The following is a 19,795-nucleotide window of genomic DNA, read 5'->3' as shown; positions in this document are numbered from 1 at the left end:
TTGTTGTGTGTACCGCCGCGCTGAAATCGGGACGCGCGGGCACTGTTATTGCCTAACGGGCTGAAATCCTGACTGGCTTTGGGCTAGAATGGCGCGCGCTGGCGGTATTGACCAAAGAGAGCCCGATGAAAATAGTCGTTGATGAGAATATGCCCCACGCCGTGGAGCTGTTTGCCGAATTCGGTGAGGTCGTCCCCCTGCCAGGGCGGCAGATGCAGGCGCAGGATCTGCAGGATGCCGATGTCCTCCTGGTGCGCTCCGTCACCCGGGTCGATGCCACCCTGCTGGCGGATTGTCCCAAATTGCGCTTCGTCGGTACCGCCACCATAGGGACGGATCATGTGGACAAGGCGCTCCTGGCGAGTCGCCACATCCCCTTTTTCAGTGCCCCCGGCTGCAACAAGTATTCGGTCGGTGACTATGTGCTGAGCGCCTTGCTGGTGCTGGCCGAGCGCTACGAACTGATGCTCGCTAACCTGACCCTGGCAGTGATCGGTGCCGGCAACACCGGCGAGTGCGTGGCCGGCAAGGCCGAGGCGCTTGGCATGAAGGTGCTGCGCTGCGATCCGCCCAAGGCCCGCAGTGGCGCGGCGGGGGAGTATGTGGATTACCAGAGCGCCCTTGGCGCCGATATCATCAGCTTCCACGTGCCCATCACCCGCGAGGGGCCGGATGCCACCTTCCATTTGCTGGGGGAGCAGGAGATTGCCAGGCGGCCCGCAGGCCAGATCCTTATCAACGCCTCCCGCGGCGAGGTGTGGGACAACCGGGCGCTGCTTGCCCGCCAACAGGGGCCTGAACCACTGCGGCTGGTAATGGATGTGTGGGAAGGGGAGCCCGATCCGTTGCAGGCGCTGGTGCCTCATACCGAGATCGCCACGCCCCATATCGCGGGCTACAGCCTGGAGGGCAAGGCCCGTGGCACCTGGATGCTCTATGAGGCGCTTTGCCGCCAGCTGGGGCGCGAGCCGCGCCAGGATCTGCGCCGCCTCCTGCCGCCGCCCGATGCGCGGCTGGTCGAGCCCGGCCGGGCGCCGGATCAGGCGTTGATCAAGCAGCTGGTGCACCTTATTTATGACGTGCGCCGCGATGATGCCCGTTTTCGCAACCGGCTGGGGCAGCCCGGCAGTTTCGATGCCCAGCGCAAGCACTACCCGGAGCGCCGTGAACTATCCTCCCTGCAGATCGGGGGGGAGCATGCCAGCGCGGCGTTGGGGGCCTTGGGATTCGATATCTCCCGGCCCTGATCGGGTGGCCCGAAGCGGCCATTCGCGCGTGATGTCCAATTTATTACCGAGCCGGTGCCGGGGTCCTTGCACCGGTTCGGACATTTCAGGCAGACACCAATCTGCCGACCATGGTGCCTGTCGGCGCCATCGCACCATTTTCAGAGGAGAACAGAATGAGCCAGCAGTTTAACGTAGCGGTATTGGGCGCAAGCGGCGCCGTGGGTCAGGCGATGATCGAGATCCTGGAGGAGCGCGAGTTCCCGGTGGCGACCCTCTATCCGCTGGCCTCCAGCCGCAGCGCCGGTGAAACCGTGCGCTTTGATGGCAAGAACCTCGAGATCCAGGATGTCGAGGAGTTTGACTGGAGCCAGGTGCAGATCGCCCTTTTCTCCGCCGGTGCCGAGGCGTCCGCCAAGTGGGCGCCGGTTGCCGCCGAGCACGGCTGCATCGTCATCGACAATACCTCCTGCTTCCGTTACGACGAAGACATTCCGCTGGTGATCCCGGAAGTGAACCCGGACGCCCTGGCGGATTTTCGCAACCGCAACATCATCGCCAACCCGAACTGCTCCACCATCCAGATGCTGGTGGCGCTCAAGCCCCTGCACGACGAGGTGGGCATCGCCCGCATCAACGTGGCGACCTACCAGTCCGTCTCCGGCTCCGGCAAGGAGGGGGTGAGCGAGCTGGCCGGCCAGACCGCGCAGCTGCTCAACGGCCGTCCGGTGGAGCCGAGTCTCTATCCGCAGCAGATCGCCTTCAACCTCATTCCGCAGATCGACAGCTTCACCGACAATGGCTACACCCGTGAAGAGATGAAGATGGTGTGGGAGACCCAGAAGATCCTGGGGGATGCCAGTATCGCCGTGAACCCTACCTGCGTGCGGGTGCCGGTGTTCTACGGCCATGCCGAGGCGGTCCATGTCGAACTGCACCAGCCGCTGGATGCCGAGCAGGTCAAGGATCTGCTGCGCCATGCTCCTGGCGTGACCCTGTTTGACGAGGAAGAGGATTATCCGACCCCGGTGCGCGACGCCACCGGCAAGGATGAGGTGCTGGTGGGCCGAGTTCGCCAGGATATTTCTCACCCTTGTGGTGTAAATATGTGGATCGTGGCCGATAACGTTCGTAAGGGCGCCGCCACCAACAGCGTACAGATTGCCGAATTGCTGGTGCGCGACTATCTGTAAGGGCTGAAGGCAGTATGGGGACGCGGCAGGGAGCGCCGCGTACCCGGGCACCCGATGCCGGTACTAGCGCACCTGATCCGGGTGTGACCGGGGCCGCACTACGTTGCATCCAGATTCTGTTGTGATATCAACTGATTAAGTTTTTTCCTACACTCAGGAACAAGTTGGGTGCTAAATGTGTCGGACTGCTGGCTTGCGATGCAAGCCTGATTTATATTGAACCGATTGTTTTGGGGTAACTATCCAGATTTTTCAATGTGATAGGGCCGTCATACGAAGGAACGAATATGGGACATTCCCGCATAACGTTGGCAACGCTACTCGCACTGGGCCTGCTGGGCCCGGCCCAGGCCGAAGATCCTGCGCGCGCGCCTTTTTTTGTCGAGCTGAAAGGCCCTGATCAGCCTGAAGCACCTGCCGTCAATACCCAGCAGCAGGCCGAGCCGGCAGCAAGACCCGTGGCACAACCGGTGCGTGCCACCGCCCAGCCCGTGGTTCGTCAGGTCGCCACCGCCAATGCGGGCAGCTATGGCCCGATCCGTCCGACCGATACCCTCTGGAGCCTGGCGAACAAGTACCGCCCCTCCAGCCGGGTCAGCGTCTACCAGACCATGGTCGCCATCTACGAGAAAAACCCCCGCAGCTTCGCCGATGGCAACATCAACCATATCTTGGTGGGGTCCCGCATCTTGCTGCCCACGGCGGCAGAAGCGAGCGTCATCACGGATGCCGAGGCCCGCGCCAAGTTCCGCAGTGACAACGCCAGCTGGAAGGGGCTGAGCCCCAAATATCTGGCTGACAAGCAGGCTCATACCGCCAAGCCCGTGGTGGCCAAGGCGGCCCCTGCCAAGCCTGAGCCGGTCAAACCCGAACCCGTGAAAGCGCCTGTGGCTCCCGCTCCGGTCGTCAAGCCGGCGTCCATTCCTGCACCTGTCGTCGAACCCAAGGCACAACCGCAGGAAGTGGCCAAGGTAAGCGAATCCGCCCCGAAAGAGGCGGTGGTCCCGGCCCCGAGTGCGGCAGCCGAAACGGCGCCGACCCCGCTGCCGTCCGATCTCGACAAGCCGGTGGGCCAACCGGCGACCGAGATGGCGCTGGCGCTGGAAGATGCCAATGCCCAGCTCGGCCAGATGACCGAGATGAACCACAGGCTCAAGCTGCGTCTGCAATCCCTGACCGAGGAGGTGGAAACCCTCAAGGCCCAGTTGCAGGATCAGACCGCGCTGCAAAAAGAGATTGCCGAACTCAAGGCCAAACCGGTACCACCGGTGGCGGCCGAGCCAGAACCCAAGCAGAACTGGCTGATGGACTTGCTCTCTTCGCCGCTCAACCTCGCCATGATCATCCTGCTGCCGGTGTTGCTGGTATTGGCGATGGTGACCCTGTGGTTGCGTGCCCGTGCCCGCCGCGAGCTGGAAGAGCAGGAGAAGAGCCTCTCCGAATCCACCGCCATGATGATGGATCAGGATCGCAACGAGTTTGACGACCTGCTCAGCGTCGATGTGACCGACAACGAACCGGTGCGCCCCGTGGTGCCGGATCTCAACACCCCGGACGGCTTTGCACCGGACGAGCCGGAAAAAGCGGATGTGGATCTGGTGTTCAGCGATGAGGGCGAGATGGAGCTGCAAGGCTTCGAGCCCGAGCGGATGCCGGCCCAGAGTGCGAGCCGCGATCCGGATCTGGTGCCCGACCTCGATCTGGAGCATGACGAACCGGTGGCGCTGGACAGTGAACCCGCCATGGATCTGGCCGGCGAGTTCAATCCCAAGCCGGATGCCGCCGACGAGATCATGAGCGAAGAGGAGCTGCAAGCGGCCCTGTTTGCCGAGCTGGATGCCGATCTTGCTGCGGATATCGAACCCGAACTGAACCAGCACGCCACTGATAAAGAGGCGGATGATGAGCTGGCAAGCTTCGATCTCAGCGATTTCGAGAGTGCCTTCGACGCGCCCGCCGATGAGGTGAAGAGTGAAGAGGCGAAGGGGGACGAGGCGATCGAACTGAGCGCAGACAGCAGTGCCGACGAGATGCTGGCCGAGCTTGGCCTGGAGCCTACCGGTACCCAGGATGCCAAACCGGATCTGGAGTGGGATCCCAACGAACTGGCGCTGGCCGATTTCGAAGATGCCTTCACCGAGGTGGAGTCTCATCCGAGCGATGTGCAGCCGCGCGAGCAGGCCGAGGAGAACGGCTACGTCGAGATTGACAAGCTGCTGGCCGAAGCCGATGCCGGTGTGCCCGAGCAGGAGCCTTACCAGAACTTCTCCCTGGACGTGGGGCTGGACGGTTTCCCCGAAGTGTTGCCGGAGTCCACCGGGTTTGACGTGGACGCCGACGATGGCGGCGTGGGGGCCAAGCTGGATCTGGCCCGCGCCTACCTCGAGATCGACGACAAGGATAGCGCCCGCGAGCTGCTGCAAGAGGCGGTGGAGCAGGGGAGCGATCACCAGCGCGCCGAAGCCGAGAAGCTGCTCAAGCGCCTTGGCTAGACCAGCGCCAGCAAGACAATGACGACAGGGGCAGCCGGCAGGCTGCCCCTTTTCTTTCGGCTTTTTGGGATTTTTGAGACGAGGCGCGTATAATCCGCCAGTTTTCTTTCACCGTCCTTTTACAACAAGACAAGTTTATCCATGCGAATTGCCCTAGGTATTGAATATGACGGCAGCCGGTATTTTGGCTGGCAGCGTCAGCGCGAAGTGATCAGCGTGCAGGAAGAGCTGGAAAAAGCCCTCAGCCGCATCGCCAATCATCCGGTCTCCATCCAGTGTGCGGGCCGAACCGATGCCGGAGTCCATGCTACCGGTCAGGTGATCCACTTCGATACCCACGCGATCCGCAGCGAGTCCGCCTGGACCCTGGGGCTCAACTCCAACCTGCCGCCGGATATCGCCGTGCGCTGGGTCAAGGAGGTGGACGAGGAGTTCCACGCCCGCTTCAGCGCCACCGCCCGCCGCTACCGTTATGTCATCTACAACCACAACTATCGCCCGGCGATCCTCGGTAGCGGCGTCAGCCACTACCACGAGACCATCGATGCCGAGCTGATGCACCAGGCCGGCCAGTATCTGCTTGGTGAGCAGGATTTCAGCTCGTTTCGGGCCATCGGTTGCCAGTCCAAGACCCCGTGGCGCAATGTGACCCACCTGTGCGTCAGCCGTCAGGGGCCCTATGTGGTGCTCGATATCCGCGCCAACGCCTTCTTGCACCACATGGTGCGCAACATCACAGGTTCACTGCTGCTGGTGGGGCAGGGGCTCAAACCTGTGGAGTGGATCGCCGAGGTATTGGCGGCCAAAGATCGCAACCTGGCGGGGCCGACCGCCAAGGCCGGTGGTCTCTATCTGGTGGACGTGGATTACCCGGCAGAGCTTGCCCTGCCGCGGGTGCCGCTCGGTCCGCTGTGGCTGCCGGACTCGGCACCGGGTACGACCAGTTTTTAGTAACTGCGCCCGAAAAATTGTGGTTTAATGACCCGTCATTTGTTGCCATCGAGCTATTAAGTCATTGAACAACCAAGGCTCGATGCGTGTTGTCAGGCACAAAAGCATTAAGGAATTCCATGAGCTGGCTTGAGAAGATTCTTCCCAAGAGCAAGATCACTGCCCCTCGTCGTCACAACATTCCGGAAGGGGTGTGGACCAAGTGCAGTGCTTGTGAACAGGTGCTCTACCGGGCAGAACTGGAGCGCAACCTCGAAGTGTGCCCCAAGTGTGATCATCATATGCGCATCAGCGCCCGTGCCCGTCTCGAGAGCTTCCTCGACGAGCAGGATCGGACCGAAGTCGGTGCCGAGCTGGAGCCCCATGACGTACTGAAATTCAAGGATTCCAAGCGCTACAAGGATCGTTTGTCTGCCGCTCAGAAAGAGACGGGAGAGAAAGATGCGCTGGTGGTAATGAAAGGGACCCTCAAAGGGGTGCCGGTCGTTGCCTGTTCATTCGAATTCTCCTTCATCGGCGGCTCCATGTCCTCCGTGGTCGGTGCCCGTTTCGTGCGCGCCGTCGAGGAGTGCCTGAAGGATGGTCGCGGCCTGGTCTGCTTCTCTGCCTCTGGCGGTGCCCGCATGCAGGAGGCCCTGTTCTCCCTGATGCAGATGGCCAAGACCAGCGCGGCGCTGGATCGTCTCTCCAAGGCGGGTCTACCCTATATCTCCGTGCTGACAGACCCCACCATGGGTGGCGTTTCCGCCAGTCTCGCCATGCTGGGTGACGTCAACGTGGGCGAACCCAAGGCGTTGATCGGCTTTGCCGGTCCGCGAGTCATCGAGCAGACAGTGCGCGAGAAATTGCCGGAAGGCTTCCAGCGCTCCGAGTTCCTGCTGGAGAAGGGCGCCATCGATCTCATCATTGACCGTCGCGAGATGCGCAATCGTCTGGCCAGCCTGCTTGCCAAACTGATGAATACGCACGTCATCGAAGAGTAAAGATGAGCTCAAACATGCAACAATCCCAAAGCCGGTCGCTGGTCGACTGGCTTTCTTATTTGGAGCAGATCCACCCGGTCAATATCGACATGGGGCTGGATCGGGTCGGTCTCGTCGCCCGTCGTATGGGGCTCACCGAGCTGCCGTTCAAGGTGATCACTGTGGCGGGCACCAACGGCAAGGGCTCCAGCTGCGCCATGGCGGCCAGCATCCTGATGGCGGCGGGCTATAAGGTCGGCGTCTACTCTTCCCCTCATCTGTTGCGTTTCACCGAGCGGGTGCGGATCAACGGTGAAGAGCTGGCCGATAACGATCACTGCGCCGCGTTTGCCGAAGTGGAAGCGGCCCGTGGCGAGACGGCCCTCACCTTCTTCGAGTTTGCCACCCTGGCTGGGCTCTGGCTGTTTCGCCGTGCCGCGCCGGACGTACTGCTGCTGGAAGTGGGGCTGGGCGGCCGGCTCGATGCCACCAATGTGGTGGAATCCGATGTGGCCCTGATCACCTCCATTGCGCTCGATCACTGCGACTGGCTGGGGGATACCCGGGAGGCGGTGGCGGTGGAGAAGGCCGGCGTCTATCGCGCCGGCAAACCCGCCATCAGCGGTGAGCCCAATCCGCCAGCCACCATTGCCAGCGAAGCACAGCGCATCGGTGCCAATTTGCGTCAGGTCGGCATAGACTTTCGTGGTGATGAGCACGACAGCGGCTGGGATTATCACGGTCTCAACCACTGGTGCGATCTGCCCAAACCGGCCCTGCCGCTGATGAACGCGGTGACCGTGCTGGCCGCGCTGGAATCCCTGGGTCTGCCGCTACCGGAGTCTGCCATCCGCGAAGGGTTGGCGAATGCCCGCCTGGCCGGGCGGATGCAACAGCTGCAAACTGCGCCGCTGGTCATCGTTGATGTGGCCCACAATCCCCATTCGGCGGCCTATCTGGCCAGCCAGCTGCGCCAGATCCCTTGCAAAGGCGTGCGCCAGGCCGTGGTCGGCATGCTGAAAGACAAGGACATGGCAGGATCGCTCGCCGAACTCGATGGCCTTATTGACGAGTGGCATCTGGCCAGTCTCACCGGGCCGCGTGCGGCCAGCGCCACCCAGCTGCGCGATGCGCTGGGGGAGGATAGGGGCCCGGCACAGACTCACGATGCCGTGGTTGACGCCTATCGGGCTGCCCTGGCTGCATCGAGTCCGGATGATATGGTCATTGTGTTTGGTTCGTTTTACACTGTCGCCGACATTTTGGCGCAGGCCCCCCGCTAGGGCAGCCTCCTGCCCCCGCTTGCGGGGGCCTGCCGCGTATCGAGTTAAGTAAAGCTAGGAGTCAACTTGGCCTCGAAGTTTCAAAACCGTCTGGTGGGTACCGTCATCCTGGTGGCCCTGGTCGTCATTTTCCTGCCGGATCTGCTGGATGGGCAGAAGCTGGCGCAAAAGGAGGAGGCATTCGCCAAGATCCCGCTGCGCCCTGAACTGGAGCCCGCTCGTCCCGAGCTGCAGGTTTCCGCGGCCAGCACTCTGCCTGCCGAGCATCAGGTCAGCCAGCAGCAGGCCTCGGCGGCCCAGCAGTGGCAGGTGGAGGAGATCGCCGATCCCATGACCCTGGCCAACCAGGGGCAGGGCAGCGCCGCTCAGCCAACAGCACCAGCATCACAGGTTGAACAACCCAAACCCCAGCCCAAGCCCGAGGTGGTCGCCAAGAAACCGGTCGAGCCACCCAAGCCGGTGGTCAAACCCGAGCCTGCCAAGCCGGCCGAGGTGGTCAAGACGCCGCCCAAGCCACAGGCTGGCCAGATCAAGTCCCTCGACGATTTGATCGAGAGCAAGATGAACACGCCGACCCAGCCAGCTCCCGCGCCGGCACAGGGCAGCTGGATCCTCCAGCTCGGGGCCTTCAAGAATGTCGACAGCGTCAATGCGCTGGTGAGCAAGCTGCGGGCGGCGGGCTATTCGGCCCACACCTCGCCGCGCACGCCGGTGCAGGGCCAGCTCAACCGGGTCTTTATCGGTCCGGATGTCTCCAAGGCCAAGCTGCAGGGGATGCAGGGACGGATCGCCCAGATGACGGGCCTCAGTGGCTCGGTCGTCTCCTACAATCCGTAACGCCAGCCAACGACAAACACACCGCGCCCCGTGCGCGGTGTGTTTTTATCCGCCAGTGTGCGGCTGGCGTGCGGGTTGGGATTTGCGGCCACTTGGGGTAGGCTGGCTCCTTCGTTACCTGCAGGAGTACAAGATGATCCTCTCCACCACCCCCACTCTGGAAGGCAAGAGCATACGTGAATATCGCGGCATCGTGGTTGGCGAAGCCATTCTCGGGGCCAACGTCTTCAAGGATCTGTTCGCCGGGATCCGCGACATCATTGGCGGCCGCTCCGGTGCCTATGAAAAGGAGCTGGCCCGGGCCCGGGAGATCGCCTTCGATGAGCTCAAGGAGCGCGCCGCGGCGCTCGGCGCCAACGCCGTGGTCGGGATCGATATCGATTACGAAGTGGTGGGCCAGAGTGGCAGCATGCTGATGGTCAGCATCAGCGGTACCGCCGTGGTGGTGTAAGCCAGTTTCAAACCCGACAGGCCGCGCAAGGCGGCCTGTATTCTGGCGGTCAGGGTGGGTAGAGTGGTGCGATAGATAGACAACAGGGAGTGCTCATGTCATCGCGTCTTTTCCCACTCTTATTGAAACCTGGCCAGACCATCGGCTTTTTCTCTCCCTCCAGTGCGGCGACCGCCTGGGCGCCCAACCGGTTTGCCCGTGCCAAAGCCTTTCTCGAGGGGCACGGCTTCAAGCTGGCAGCGGGCAGCCTCACCGGCCAGCAGGAGTACTGGCGCTCAGGCCCCATCGAAGCGCGGGCTGCCGAGTTCAATGCCCTTATCCGTGATCCCGAGGTGCGCTGCATCATGTCGGTGATAGGGGGCAGCAACAGCAACTCCCTGCTTCCCCATATCGACTATGACGCACTCAGGCAGGATCCCAAGATCATCGTCGGTTACTCCGATGTGACAGCCCTCTTGCTCGGCATCTATGCCAGAACCAGTCTGGTCACCTTCTATGGGCCGGCAATGGTGGCGTCATTTGGCGAATTGTCTCCTCTGGTAGACGAGACCCTGGCCGGGTTTACCCGTATCGCTCTGGCTGGCGAGGCGAAGGTACCGTGCCGTCTGCCGACCCCGGCACAGTGGAGCGAGGAGCGACTCGACTGGGAGAATCAGGGGCGTGCCAAACACTGTCTGGCCAACCGCTTGATCTCGGTCGGCAGTGGCAAGGTGCGGGGGCGCCTCATCGGTGGCAACCTTAATACCATGGCAGGGATCTGGGGTTCTCCCTATATGCCGGGCATCAATCCGGGAGACATTCTGTTCATTGAAGACAGCCTAAAAAGCGCCGAGGTGGTAGAGCGAGCTTTTGCCCATCTCAAGCTGTGTGGGATATTTGATCGCATCGGTGGCCTCATTCTCGGCAAGCACGAGCTGTTTAACGATCAGGGCAGTGGCAAGCGGCCACTCGATATCCTGCTGGAAGTGGTGGGGGAGCCGACTTTCCCCATTCTGGCGGAATTTGATTGCGCCCATACCCACCCCATGCTGACGCTCCCGCTGGGCATTGACGCCGAGCTAGATCTGGACGCCCAGAGCCTCACCCTGTTGGAGCACTGGTGGCATGAGTCATGACGAGCTATCTGTGCATTGTCATTGGGTAACGAACAAGGCCGCAATCGCGGCCTTGTTCGTTATCCGGCCAGCAGGGCTCAGGGTAGGGCATCTGGCCGGAAGCTGGCACGGATCTGGGGCACCAGGGGGGAGACCTCGAACCCCTTCTCTTCTCCCAGTACCGGGTGGAGCAGGGGCCGGTCGGTGATGGGGGTGGTGTCCCCCGCCAGTAGCTGGCGGGTGGCCTGGCCCATCTGGTAAAGCTGGCGCACCGGGGCAAACTGCTGGGCCAGCGACAGGGGATCATCGGCCCTAGCAAAGGCCATCATGGGGATCTGGTAGCTGGCATCGCGCGGCGGCTTGTCGCCGTGAATGCCTTTGCCCGCCGACATCAGGAAGGGCTGGTGATCGCCAAAGGCCACCACCAGGTAGCGCTTGCCCGATTGATCCAGGGTCTTGAGCAGCCGCTCCAGGGATGCCATGGCATCCACCACCCCGGTGTAGTAGGTGTTGAGCAGCTGTTTATCTGACGCGCTCTGGGTCGGGCAGGCACCATTGAGTTCCTGTCCCTGATAGCGGGGGCCATCGAAGGGGCCGTGTCCCTGCATGGTGACCGCATAGGCAAACAGGGGCTGGCTGTCCTGCTCACTGCGTTTGAGCAGATGGTCGATCAGCGCATCATCCGAGATATAGAGCCCCTTGTGCTCCAGGGTGGTGAAGCGGGTATCGAACCAGCGCTCTTCGTAGCCAAGGGCGGGAATGGCCTTGGCGCGGCCCCAGAACTTCTCCACATAGGGGTGGGCGAACAGGGTCTTGTAACCGCTTTGCCTGGCGCTTTGGGCCAGCCCGGGCACTTGCTCCGAGAGGTAGTAATAGGGCACCACCCCCTGTTTGAGCAGGCCCACCGGCAGCCCGGTATTCATCTCGAACTCCGCCAGCACCGTCATGCCGCCGGTGGTGGGGGAGTGGATGGTCTTGCGCCACTGCTGCACGCTGGCGGGCAGGCTCAAGGTGGGGGCCGGGGCGCAGATCCGTCCCTGCCAGTTGAGCATCAGTGATTCATATTGCAGCACGATCACCAGATCCCAGCGCGGCGCGATTCCTTGGGGAGGGTGGCTCAACTGCGGCGTCAGCTCGTTGATCTGCAGCGGATAGCGAAACACGCTGCCGCTTTGCAGCATCTCGTCCACCAGGTTGAACAGATAGAGGCCGGGGCCGGAGCGGATGATGTCCCTGTGATAGTTGACCGCCCTGTCCACGTAGCGAATGTTGGCTCCCAGCAGCTTGTTGCCGGTCTGGGTGGCGAATACGCACAGGGCAAAAAACGCGGCGGTGGCGGCGGCGGTGCGCAGTACCCAGCGCGACAGGGCGAAGCGCCAGCAGAGAAACAGCGCCAGCAAAGTGGCAAATATCGGCAGCACCGGATGCTGATCGAGCAGGATCCGCACCAGGGCCAGCAGGTTGCCAAGGTCATCCCCGCCAAGGGGCACCCCATAGATGGCAATCTTCATGAAGTTGGCCAAGAGGCCGATGCCGGAGAGGGCGGTGAAGACCAGCCCCATATAGAGGTTGAACCCCGCCAGGGCGCACAGGCCCCAACCCAGCACCATGCTGGCCCAAGCCAGATAGTAGTGTTCCGGTCGAAAGCCGGACCAGACCAGAAATTCCCCCAGCTTGAACACCACGAAGCCGTGCAGCAGCACGAAGGTGAGGTTGCCGAGCAGCAGGCTGCCGAGCACCCGCCAGCACATGTTGCGCCTGAGTCTGGGCATCAGTACCCTGAGCACGACGGCGCTCAAGGTCAGCACCAGCACCAGGCTGGTGAACAGATAGGTGAGATTGAACCCCCGTTCCGGCAGAGTTTGCAGGATCTGGCTGAACTCGGCGCTCTCGGGGCGGTCTGCCAGCAACAGGCCGATGCGCAGCTGATAGCGGCTGGCGAGGGCATCGTCCGGTGCCCGCAAGGTACTGTTGAGGTCAAGGGTGCAGCGGGCCTGCCGGCAACGCTGACGCTTGTCGACCCGCTGGCTCAGCTGGTCGATCCGCTCCCCCTTGTCATTGAGCAGTTCGACGCGCACCCTGTCCTCGGGTTGCAGCGGTTTGAGCAGTTGCCACTGGCTGCGTACCACCAGATAGAGGCCACGGCTGTCGCTTTTATAGAGCAGCGAGTGGCGGGTGAGGGTAGCCAGGGGCTGATCGGCGGGCCCCAGCACCAGCGGTTGGGCACGGCCGAGCCAGCTGCCCGGATTGAGGAGGGGCAACACCAGGGTAAACAGCAGCAGTGCGCACAGCAGAGCGAGCAGCAGGGTGGGCAGACTCAGGATGCGGCCCGTCGGGCGACCTGAGGAGGAGACGTTCATATGAGCTCGTCCTTTGAGCGAGTGAGAGAAAAAGCGTGTATCCGCATACTGTTTGACCCGATGGTGCTGACCTTGTTCCTGCTTGTCAATTTAATGACGGCTTGATGAATATTGGGTGACGATACATCCCTGCAAATTGTGATCCTGATCGAGAGGCTGCACGGATTCTGTGATGAAAGCGTCATCATGATGTTTTGCCGCTGGTTTGGGGAGAGTGGGCTGTTTAGTCTCTCAATAGAGCCGGGAGGTACATATATGAATCCTAAAGTGATGGCGCGTCAGGCCAGATTGCTGCGCATGCTGGAGAGTAAGGAGGAGGTGCGGATCGGGCGCGAGCGCGATTGCCCGCTGCCCGTGGGGCAACTGGTCAATCTCAAGGAGACGCATCCCGCCGTGCTCAAGGTCTATCGCCATGGCCTGACGGCCGAGGTGTTCCACCTCAAGGTCGATGGCCATCACTGGTGCTTGAAGCGGCGCCGCCAGGATTCACTGGTCGCCAATCTCGATGGCAAGACCGCCTTTCTGACCGAGCTGGAGCGCCGCCGGGAAATAGAAGCGCTGCGCGAGCTCCATCCCACCATCCTCTCCCACGTGGTCTGCACCAGCTATGGCTCGGCCCGGGCCGGCATCCTGGTCTCTCCCTGGCTGCGTGGCGTGCCGGTGCATAGCCTCAACGAGCGCAATCTGGCCCAGATGCTGGAAGTGGAGGGGGAGCTGGCCCGCTGGGGCTGGTTTGACTGGGATCCGAGCCCCGGCAACCTGCTCGATGACGGCGAGCAGATCAGCGTCTTCGATTTTGGCTACATGTGGACCTTCGATCCCCGCTTTGAATACAACTCCAACGGGCTGGTTGACCCCCAGTTTCATGTTCCGGAGCGGCTGGAGACCCGCACCCTCTCCGGGCTCTGGCTCGATGAGCCCGATCCCTTGCCGCAGTTTCGCCACTGGCGCGAGCTCTGCCTTGCCTGGGTGAAGCAGGAGATCCTCCATCTCGGTCGCCAGGGGGCGAGCGCCCCCGTGCTGGCGCGGCTGCATGCCCTGCAGGGGGAGTGGAGCGCGGCGCTGGCCACTGACGAGGCGCTTGCCGCCAACTGGTGGCGCGACATGTATCGCAGCCACAAGCTCGATGTAGCGGACGATCTGAGCGGCCAGAGCTGCGGCCCGCTCACCCTGCGCCGTCTCGACTGGCTGGAGCAGGCGGTCACCGATCACTATCCCCTGCTGGTGGATAACCTGCCTGGGCAGGAGGAGGGCACCAGCCAGGATGACATGCTGGCGCGCTTGCAGCGACAGCGCCGCGAGGCCATGGCCTGGCAGCTGCCGGTGGCGACGCCGGCCTGAAACAGGGTCAACCGTGAAGGCAAAAAAAGAGGGCACCCCGGGGTGCCCTCTGTTATGGAAGCTGCTTAATCCAGCAGCTCCTGATGGAGGCAGTTGACTATGTTGCCGGCGTCCGACTCCTGTACCAGGAAGCAGAGGTTGTGGGCGCTGGCGCCGTAGCAGATCATCCGGATGTTGTGATCCCGCAGAGTCGAGAAGACCTGACTGCCGACTCCGTTCACCTCGCTCATGCGGTTGCCGATGAGGGCCACCAGCGCAAGCCCCGTCTCCACTTCCACCTTGCACAACTGCCCCAGCTCCGCCAGCACCTTGTCACTCAAGACGGGCTCGCCGTTGCTCTGGCTGCCGGTGTGATCCAGGGTGAGCGACACGCTCACCTCCGAGGTGGTGATGAGATCCACCGAGATGCGGTGGCGGGCCAGGATGCCGAACACCTCGGCCAGAAAGCCATAGGCGTGGAACATGTTGAGGCTGTGCAGAGTGACCAGCACCTGGTTGCGGCGCAGGGCCACGGCGCGAAACAGCGGGCTCGAATCCGTGCTGGAGCGGATCCAGGTACCTCCCGCCGCCGGATCCTTGCTGGAGCCGACAAACACCGGAATGTTCTGGCGCACCGCAGGTTGCAGGGTCGCCGGATGCAGCACCTTGGCACCGAAGGTGGCCATCTCGGCCGCCTCGACGAAGCTGATCTCCGGGATGGGACGAGCGCGGGTGACGAGGCGCGGATCCGTGGTGTAGATGCCGGGCACGTCGGTCCAGATCTCTATGCTGCCAGCGTCCAGCGCCTCGGCGAGCAGGGCCGCACTGTAATCGGAGCCGCCCCGGCCCAGGGTGGTGGTGCGGCCGTCGCCATCGGCGCCGATGAAGCCCTGAGTGATGATGAGGGTGTCCCCGAGCATGGGGGCCAGGGCTTGCTGGCAGAGGGTGCGGGTGGCAGCGATATCCACAGTGGCCTTGCCAAAGCGACTGTCGGTGCGCATCAGCTGGCGCACATCCTGCCAGTGGGCCTTGACGCCGCGCTGGTGCAACAGCTCGGTAAAGAGGCGGGTGGAGATGAGCTCACCACAGGCGATGAGGCGATCGGCCAGCTCGGCGTCGGTCTGCTGGCTGGCCTGGCGCGCCATGGTGCGGATCTCGCCAAGCTGGGCCCGGATGAACTCGCTCACGTCGTTCGGGTGGCCCAGATCAGCCAAAATGGCGTGCTGGATCTCTGCCAGCTTGCCCAGTTGCGTCTCCTGGCCCGCCTCATCCAGCTCGCCCTGTGCCAGCGCTACCAAGAGATTGGTGACGCCGGCGCTGGCGCTCAGCACCACCACTCGGGTGGCGGGGTTGGCCAGCACGATATCGGCGCAGTTGTTCATGGCCGCGGCGTTGGCGACACTGGTTCCGCCAAACTTGGCGACATTGATCGGGCTCATTGCGTACTCCTGTCTTAATATAAAAATCCGGTTCCATCGGGCAAAAGAGAGGAGGAGGCTGAAAATGGCAGGAATGATCGAAGCTATCCCGGCCAGAAGCACTCCATCCGCAGAGCCCATCCCGTACCCGCCCTGTGAGAGCGCGGTGGGGGATGACCACTACCAATGACAACCCGGGGGATTCAGCCCCCGCAGCCGACAGCGAGGCATCCAGTTACCTCGTCCATCTCGGCGCTGCTCCCCCTGACCCAAGTTCACCGGACTCTGGCGTCCTCCCTCGGGCTGCCTGGGCAGCGCTCCTCTTCTGGCTCCACCGTGGCGGTGGAGTACAATTAGAAATAACCTGCGTTGGATTACACTGTCAATCGAGTTCGTGAAAAAGTTCAAATTAGTCTTCAACCAAACGCAGAATCAACAAGTTACGCAATGCTCTTTGACAAAACCTTGGAGCGGCGCTGCCAGTTGTAGAGGCGCTGGCGCGCCACCGGCAGCTCTTCCACCTCCAGCGGCTCGAAACCCCGTTCCCGGAACCAGTGGATGGAGCGGGTGGTGAGCACGAACAGGCTGCGGATCCCGAGCCGCTTGGCCCGCTCGGCCACCTTGGCAACCAGCTGATCCCCGCGATTGGAGTTGCGGTAGTCGGGGTGGATGGCGACGCAGGCCATCTCGGCCATCGCTTCCTCGTGGAAGCAGTAGAGGGCGGCGCAGCCGATGATGAGGCCATCGCGATCTATGATGGTGAACTTGTCGATCTCCATCTCCAGCTGCTCGCGGGAGCGGCGCACCAGGATCCCTTCCTCCTCCAGCGGGCGGATGAGGTCGAGAATGCCGCCAATATCCTCTATGGTGGCGGCGCGGGCCTGCTCGGCGCTTTCGCGCACTATCTGGGTACCGAGACCGTCGCGGCTGAACAGCTCCTGCAACATGGCGCCGTCCTCCTTGTAGCTCACCAGGTGGGAGCGGGGCACGCCGCCACGGCAGGAGGCAATCGCCGCGCGCAGATAACGGGCGGTGCCGGACATCTCGGCCCCCGCCTGTTCCAGCTCCACCAATAGCTCTTCGGCCTGTTCGGGGAAGAGCTCCGAGATGGCCTCGCCGTGTCTGTCCATCACCCCCTGGGTGCTGCTAAAACAGATGAGCTTGTCCGCTTTCAAATCCACTGCCACCCGGCGCGCCACCTCTTCGGAGCTGAGGTTAAAGCTCTCGCCGGTGACCGAGCAGCCGATGGGGGAGATGAGCACCAGGCTTTTCTGATCCAGCTGGCGGGAGATCCCCTCCACGTCGATGCGGCGCACCCGGCCGCTGTGGCAAAAATCGATGCCGTCATCCACCCCGAGCGGCTGGGCGGTGACGAAGTTGCCGCTCACCACGCTGATGCGTGCCCCCTGCATGGGGGTGTTGGCCAGCCCCATGGAGAGCTGGGCCGTGATGTCGTATTGCAGGCCGCCGCACACCTGTTTGATGAGGGCGAAGCTTTCGTCATCGGTGACCCGGGTGCGCTTGTGGTACTGGGCGTCGATGCCGGCGCGGGCCAGTGCCTCGTCATTTTGCGGACGTGAACCGAACACCAGCACCAGGCGTATCCCCAAGGTCTGCAGCAGGGCGATATCGCTGACGATATTGGCAAAGTTGGGGTGGGCGATGGCCTCGCCCCCGATCATCAAGACAAAGGTGGCACCCCGATGCACGTTGACGTAGGGGGTGGATTGCCGGAAAGCATTGACCAGACTGGGTTCGCGTTCACGCACTTGAGGGATCTTCCATAAAAAAACAGCGATTCGCTCAATATATGAAAATAAATTCACAGATCAAGACTAAATATTGATTTGTGGGATTTCTGGTCCCGCCGTTGTTTCCCTTGTTCAGCTGCCTTGGCGGCTGGTGTAGAGGAGGGGAGTGAGCCATCACTGGATTATGCAGGGGAGCTCTGGTTGATCCGGGGCGATAAACTGTTATCTTCGATATTCCTTTTCGTCAGCTGTGCGATGACACAGGGTTTTAAACAAGGACAGGGTTCATGGAACAGATTATTTCGCCGGCAGATGCGCTGCCGGGCCGCCGCGAGGCGATGGTGATTGGCCAGCAACATGCGGTGAACGGTCACCCGACTCAGGGCCCTTGGCCTGAAGGGATGGAGATCGCCTGGTTTGGCATGGGGTGCTTCTGGGGTGTCGAGCGTCTGTTCTGGCAGCAGCCGGGAGTCTATTCCACTGCCGCCGGCTATCAGGGCGGGTTGACCCCCAATCCCACCTATAAAGAGGTGTGCAGCGGCCTGACCGGCCACGCCGAAACGGTGCAGGTGGTGTTTGATCCCAAGGTGATTAGCTACGGTGACCTGCTCAAGCTCTTTTGGGAGCAACATGATCCGGCCCAGGGGATGCGCCAGGGGGGCGATATCGGTACCCAGTACCGGTCGGTTATCTTCCATGGTGACGAGAGCCAGCAGGCCATTGCCCAGCAGAGCCTGGCGGCGTTCCAGCAGGCCATGGTGGCCAGCGGCGACAGTCGCACCATTACTACCCGTATCCAGCCCTATGCTCCCTTCTATTACGCCGAGGATTATCACCAGCAGTATCTGGAGAAGAACCCGGATGGCTACTGTGGTCTGGGGGGAATTGGGGTGTGCCTGCCGCCGTCGCTCAACCGTTGAGGCAAGCGGTAGCTGGTTTTTAAAAAAAGTAAAAATATAAGATCAAAGTCTGGAACTTACTGCGACGACCGCTGACTAACTGATTAGCGTCCAGGGATCGGATGCAAAGTCCAGACACATTTCATGCCTTGAGAACCACTCGATAAGTGAACGGTCGGGTGGGTTGAAAATGATAGCAAGCAGGGCTGCCTGACAAGGCGGCCCTTTTCATTTTCTGGCGAAGGAGAGTGAAACAGGCGCGGATCAGGCGATCGCGCTGTCAAACAGGTTCTTGATGAGATCGATGAACTCTTCGAGGAAGGCTTGCTGTTCCGGGGTCGGGGCGCGCAGCCAGACGGCCGAGAGTACCTCTTCCAGATCCGCTACCACGGCATCCGCTTCCTGCATGATGACGAAACGCACCTTGGGATCGAGCTCGGGATGCTGCTCGCAGATGGCCATCAGGTTGCTGGCCACACGGCCGCTGACCAGATCCTCGATGGTCTCGCCCCCTTCACTCTGTTGTTGGGTCTCGAACAGTCCCAAACGCTCTACCAGATACTCGATCAGCGAGATATAGCCATCACTTTCTACCACCATGGGTGCAGCCTCAATACAGTAACAATACGAAAATCAGGCGTATTTTAGTGGCTTGACCTAGCTTGGCAAGCGGCAGAACAGGCGATATCGGGTAAAACTGACCCCGCCACGCTCCACACACTCCATCCCGGTCAGGGTAAAACCATGTCGTAAAAATAGCCCATAACTGAAGGCGCTGGCTTCGGTGGTCACCGCTTTGAGCCCGAGCAGAGGGGCGTTTGCCAACGCCGTGGTCAGCAGCAGGTTGCCAAGTCCCTGGCGCTGATGCTCGGCGCTCACATAAAGAAGGCTCAGCTGTCCGTCCTGGCTCAAGGTGACGAAACCCAGGGGCGTGTCGCCCCAGCAGGCGACCCAGCCGTGGTGCTCGCGAAGCTGATTGGCAAAGCCGGGATGATGGGCTCCCAAAGCCCACTGCTCCACCTGCTCCGGGCTGTAGTGCTCGGGGCCGGCGCGGCGCACCGTCTGTTCGAACAGGGTGATGAGGGCGGGGATATGCTGCTCACCCAGCGGGACGATATGAAGTTGCGACGTCATGACTTGGCCTGAGGAGCCTGCGGGCGTTTTGCCTTGGGCAAGCCGGCGACGACCCTCTCATAGGAGTGGTGCACCCAACCCTGCCAGAGATCCTCGGCCAGGGTGTTGCTCAGGGTGACCGTGTTCCAGTGCTGTTTGTTCATGTGCCAACCCGGTTTGACCTCGGGGTGGAGTTCTCGCAGCAGCAGAGCCAGCTCGGGCTCGCACTTGAGGTTGATGGTGAGGGGTTCCGCCTGCCAGTCCACCAGCGCAAACATCTTGCCGGCGATGCGGTAGACCAGGATCTCCGGACCAAAGGGTGTGTCTTCGGTGGCGCCCGGCAGGGTGAGCAGAAACTGGCGCAAGTGAGTCAGGTCCATGGTGGGTTCTCGCGTAAGGGGTGATCCTGGTCATGGTTTGCGCATATCTATCAGGGGCTTGCTTC

General features: G+C 62.0%; 17 protein-coding genes and 1 riboswitch. Of the genes, 11 read left to right on the top strand and 6 right to left on the bottom strand.

What is annotated here, in order from left to right; all coding sequences use genetic code 11:
- The first annotated feature begins 125 nt into the window (after positions 1-125).
- From ACB028_RS12250 to ACB028_RS12210, 9 genes are all read left to right on the top strand, one after another.
- Complete coding sequence (locus tag ACB028_RS12250) at positions 126-1,247, top strand: 4-phosphoerythronate dehydrogenase (RefSeq protein WP_371144399.1); 1,122 nt, start codon at positions 126-128, stop codon at positions 1,245-1,247.
- Between the two features lie 155 nt (positions 1,248-1,402).
- The gene (locus ACB028_RS12245) at positions 1,403-2,419 is read left to right on the top strand and encodes an aspartate-semialdehyde dehydrogenase (RefSeq protein WP_042025981.1); all 1,017 of its coding nucleotides are present in this window, start codon (positions 1,403-1,405) and stop codon (positions 2,417-2,419) included.
- Positions 2,420-2,706: 287 nt separating this feature from the next.
- Positions 2,707-4,911 carry a FimV/HubP family polar landmark protein gene (locus tag ACB028_RS12240; protein ID WP_371144398.1) on the top strand — a complete coding sequence of 735 codons (2,205 nt, stop codon included), beginning with the start codon at positions 2,707-2,709 and terminating at the stop codon, positions 4,909-4,911.
- A 141-nt stretch (positions 4,912-5,052) separates the two neighbouring features.
- Entirely contained in the window at positions 5,053-5,862 is an 810-nt protein-coding gene (gene truA / locus ACB028_RS12235; protein WP_042025983.1) for a tRNA pseudouridine(38-40) synthase TruA, read from the top strand.
- Between the two features lie 119 nt (positions 5,863-5,981).
- On the top strand, positions 5,982-6,845 hold the full coding sequence (gene accD, locus ACB028_RS12230; protein WP_026458562.1) for an acetyl-CoA carboxylase, carboxyltransferase subunit beta: 864 nt from the start codon (positions 5,982-5,984) through the stop codon (positions 6,843-6,845).
- Between the two features lie 2 nt (positions 6,846-6,847).
- Positions 6,848-8,107, top strand: a complete 1,260-nt coding sequence (gene folC / locus ACB028_RS12225; RefSeq protein ID WP_371144397.1) for a bifunctional tetrahydrofolate synthase/dihydrofolate synthase — start codon at positions 6,848-6,850, stop codon at positions 8,105-8,107.
- A 66-nt stretch (positions 8,108-8,173) separates the two neighbouring features.
- The gene (gene dedD / locus ACB028_RS12220; protein WP_223377280.1) at positions 8,174-8,944 is read left to right on the top strand and encodes a cell division protein DedD; all 771 of its coding nucleotides are present in this window, start codon (positions 8,174-8,176) and stop codon (positions 8,942-8,944) included.
- 133 nt (positions 8,945-9,077) lie between these two features.
- Positions 9,078-9,395, top strand: a complete 318-nt coding sequence (locus ACB028_RS12215; protein WP_042025987.1) for a heavy metal-binding domain-containing protein — start codon at positions 9,078-9,080, stop codon at positions 9,393-9,395.
- Positions 9,396-9,490: 95 nt separating this feature from the next.
- On the top strand, positions 9,491-10,510 hold the full coding sequence (locus tag ACB028_RS12210; RefSeq protein WP_223377282.1) for a S66 peptidase family protein: 1,020 nt from the start codon (positions 9,491-9,493) through the stop codon (positions 10,508-10,510).
- A 77-nt stretch (positions 10,511-10,587) separates the two neighbouring features.
- Here ACB028_RS12210 and ACB028_RS12205 read toward each other — a convergent pair whose 3' ends face one another.
- The gene (locus ACB028_RS12205; RefSeq protein ID WP_371144396.1) at positions 10,588-12,849 is read right to left on the bottom strand and encodes an LTA synthase family protein; all 2,262 of its coding nucleotides are present in this window, start codon (positions 12,847-12,849) and stop codon (positions 10,588-10,590) included.
- A gap of 255 nt (positions 12,850-13,104) precedes the next feature.
- Between ACB028_RS12205 and ACB028_RS12200 the strand changes: the two genes are divergently transcribed.
- Positions 13,105-14,190: a hypothetical protein gene (locus tag ACB028_RS12200; RefSeq protein WP_371144395.1), complete on the top strand. Its 1,086-nt coding sequence runs from the start codon at positions 13,105-13,107 to the stop codon at positions 14,188-14,190.
- A 65-nt stretch (positions 14,191-14,255) separates the two neighbouring features.
- Here ACB028_RS12200 and lysC read toward each other — a convergent pair whose 3' ends face one another.
- Together lysC and argA are read right to left on the bottom strand one after the other, a co-directional pair.
- Positions 14,256-15,608 (bottom strand): lysine-sensitive aspartokinase 3, encoded by a 1,353-nt coding sequence (gene lysC, locus ACB028_RS12195; RefSeq protein WP_371144394.1) that lies wholly within the window; start codon positions 15,606-15,608, stop codon positions 14,256-14,258.
- An 88-nt stretch (positions 15,609-15,696) separates the two neighbouring features.
- Positions 15,697-15,920: riboswitch (Lysine riboswitch) on the bottom strand.
- Between the two features lie 107 nt (positions 15,921-16,027).
- Entirely contained in the window at positions 16,028-17,356 is a 1,329-nt protein-coding gene (gene argA / locus ACB028_RS12190) for an amino-acid N-acetyltransferase (protein ID WP_042071699.1), read from the bottom strand.
- 269 nt (positions 17,357-17,625) lie between these two features.
- On the opposite strand from argA, the gene msrA reads away from it, so the two are divergent.
- Positions 17,626-18,258, top strand: a complete 633-nt coding sequence (msrA, locus tag ACB028_RS12185; protein WP_338610233.1) for a peptide-methionine (S)-S-oxide reductase MsrA — start codon at positions 17,626-17,628, stop codon at positions 18,256-18,258.
- Between the two features lie 243 nt (positions 18,259-18,501).
- Here the strand turns inward: msrA and ACB028_RS12180 are convergent, their stop codons facing one another.
- From ACB028_RS12180 to ACB028_RS12170, 3 genes are read right to left on the bottom strand one after another with little or no spacing between them, the layout of a single operon-like run.
- Positions 18,502-18,837: a DUF3802 family protein gene (locus ACB028_RS12180; RefSeq protein ID WP_201939978.1), complete on the bottom strand. Its 336-nt coding sequence runs from the start codon at positions 18,835-18,837 to the stop codon at positions 18,502-18,504.
- 57 nt (positions 18,838-18,894) lie between these two features.
- Complete coding sequence (locus ACB028_RS12175) at positions 18,895-19,371, bottom strand: GNAT family N-acetyltransferase (RefSeq protein ID WP_124238833.1); 477 nt, start codon at positions 19,369-19,371, stop codon at positions 18,895-18,897.
- On the bottom strand, positions 19,368-19,730 hold the full coding sequence (locus tag ACB028_RS12170; RefSeq protein WP_224209390.1) for an MmcQ/YjbR family DNA-binding protein: 363 nt from the start codon (positions 19,728-19,730) through the stop codon (positions 19,368-19,370). Before ACB028_RS12170 ends, ACB028_RS12175 begins: the two co-directional genes overlap by 4 nt.
- Positions 19,731-19,795 lie beyond the last annotated feature (65 nt).

Source organism: Aeromonas sp. S9(2024), assembly GCF_041403185.1.
Classification (GTDB): domain Bacteria; phylum Pseudomonadota; class Gammaproteobacteria; order Enterobacterales; family Aeromonadaceae; genus Aeromonas; species Aeromonas enteropelogenes.
The sequence above is the reverse complement of the archived record's forward strand: the minus strand, read 5'-3'. Positions and strand labels throughout refer to the sequence as shown.

What these genes read in the sequence shown, in the direction of transcription:
- ACB028_RS12250 (WP_371144399.1), top strand. Translation starts at nt 126, where the DNA reads ATGAAAATAGTCGTTGATGAGAATATGCCCCACGCCGTGGAGCTGTTT.
- ACB028_RS12245 (WP_042025981.1), top strand. Translation starts at nt 1,403, where the DNA reads ATGAGCCAGCAGTTTAACGTAGCGGTATTGGGCGCAAGCGGCGCCGTG.
- ACB028_RS12240 (WP_371144398.1), top strand. Translation starts at nt 2,707, where the DNA reads ATGGGACATTCCCGCATAACGTTGGCAACGCTACTCGCACTGGGCCTG.
- truA (WP_042025983.1), top strand. Translation starts at nt 5,053, where the DNA reads ATGCGAATTGCCCTAGGTATTGAATATGACGGCAGCCGGTATTTTGGC.
- accD (WP_026458562.1), top strand. Translation starts at nt 5,982, where the DNA reads ATGAGCTGGCTTGAGAAGATTCTTCCCAAGAGCAAGATCACTGCCCCT.
- folC (WP_371144397.1), top strand. Translation starts at nt 6,848, where the DNA reads ATGAGCTCAAACATGCAACAATCCCAAAGCCGGTCGCTGGTCGACTGG.
- ACB028_RS12215 (WP_042025987.1), top strand. Translation starts at nt 9,078, where the DNA reads ATGATCCTCTCCACCACCCCCACTCTGGAAGGCAAGAGCATACGTGAA.
- ACB028_RS12210 (WP_223377282.1), top strand. Translation starts at nt 9,491, where the DNA reads ATGTCATCGCGTCTTTTCCCACTCTTATTGAAACCTGGCCAGACCATC.
- ACB028_RS12205 (WP_371144396.1), bottom strand. Translation starts at nt 12,849, where the DNA reads ATGAACGTCTCCTCCTCAGGTCGCCCGACGGGCCGCATCCTGAGTCTG.
- ACB028_RS12200 (WP_371144395.1), top strand. Translation starts at nt 13,105, where the DNA reads ATGAATCCTAAAGTGATGGCGCGTCAGGCCAGATTGCTGCGCATGCTG.
- lysC (WP_371144394.1), bottom strand. Translation starts at nt 15,608, where the DNA reads ATGAGCCCGATCAATGTCGCCAAGTTTGGCGGAACCAGTGTCGCCAAC.
- msrA (WP_338610233.1), top strand. Translation starts at nt 17,626, where the DNA reads ATGGAACAGATTATTTCGCCGGCAGATGCGCTGCCGGGCCGCCGCGAG.
- ACB028_RS12180 (WP_201939978.1), bottom strand. Translation starts at nt 18,837, where the DNA reads ATGGTGGTAGAAAGTGATGGCTATATCTCGCTGATCGAGTATCTGGTA.
- ACB028_RS12175 (WP_124238833.1), bottom strand. Translation starts at nt 19,371, where the DNA reads ATGACGTCGCAACTTCATATCGTCCCGCTGGGTGAGCAGCATATCCCC.
- ACB028_RS12170 (WP_224209390.1), bottom strand. Translation starts at nt 19,730, where the DNA reads ATGGACCTGACTCACTTGCGCCAGTTTCTGCTCACCCTGCCGGGCGCC.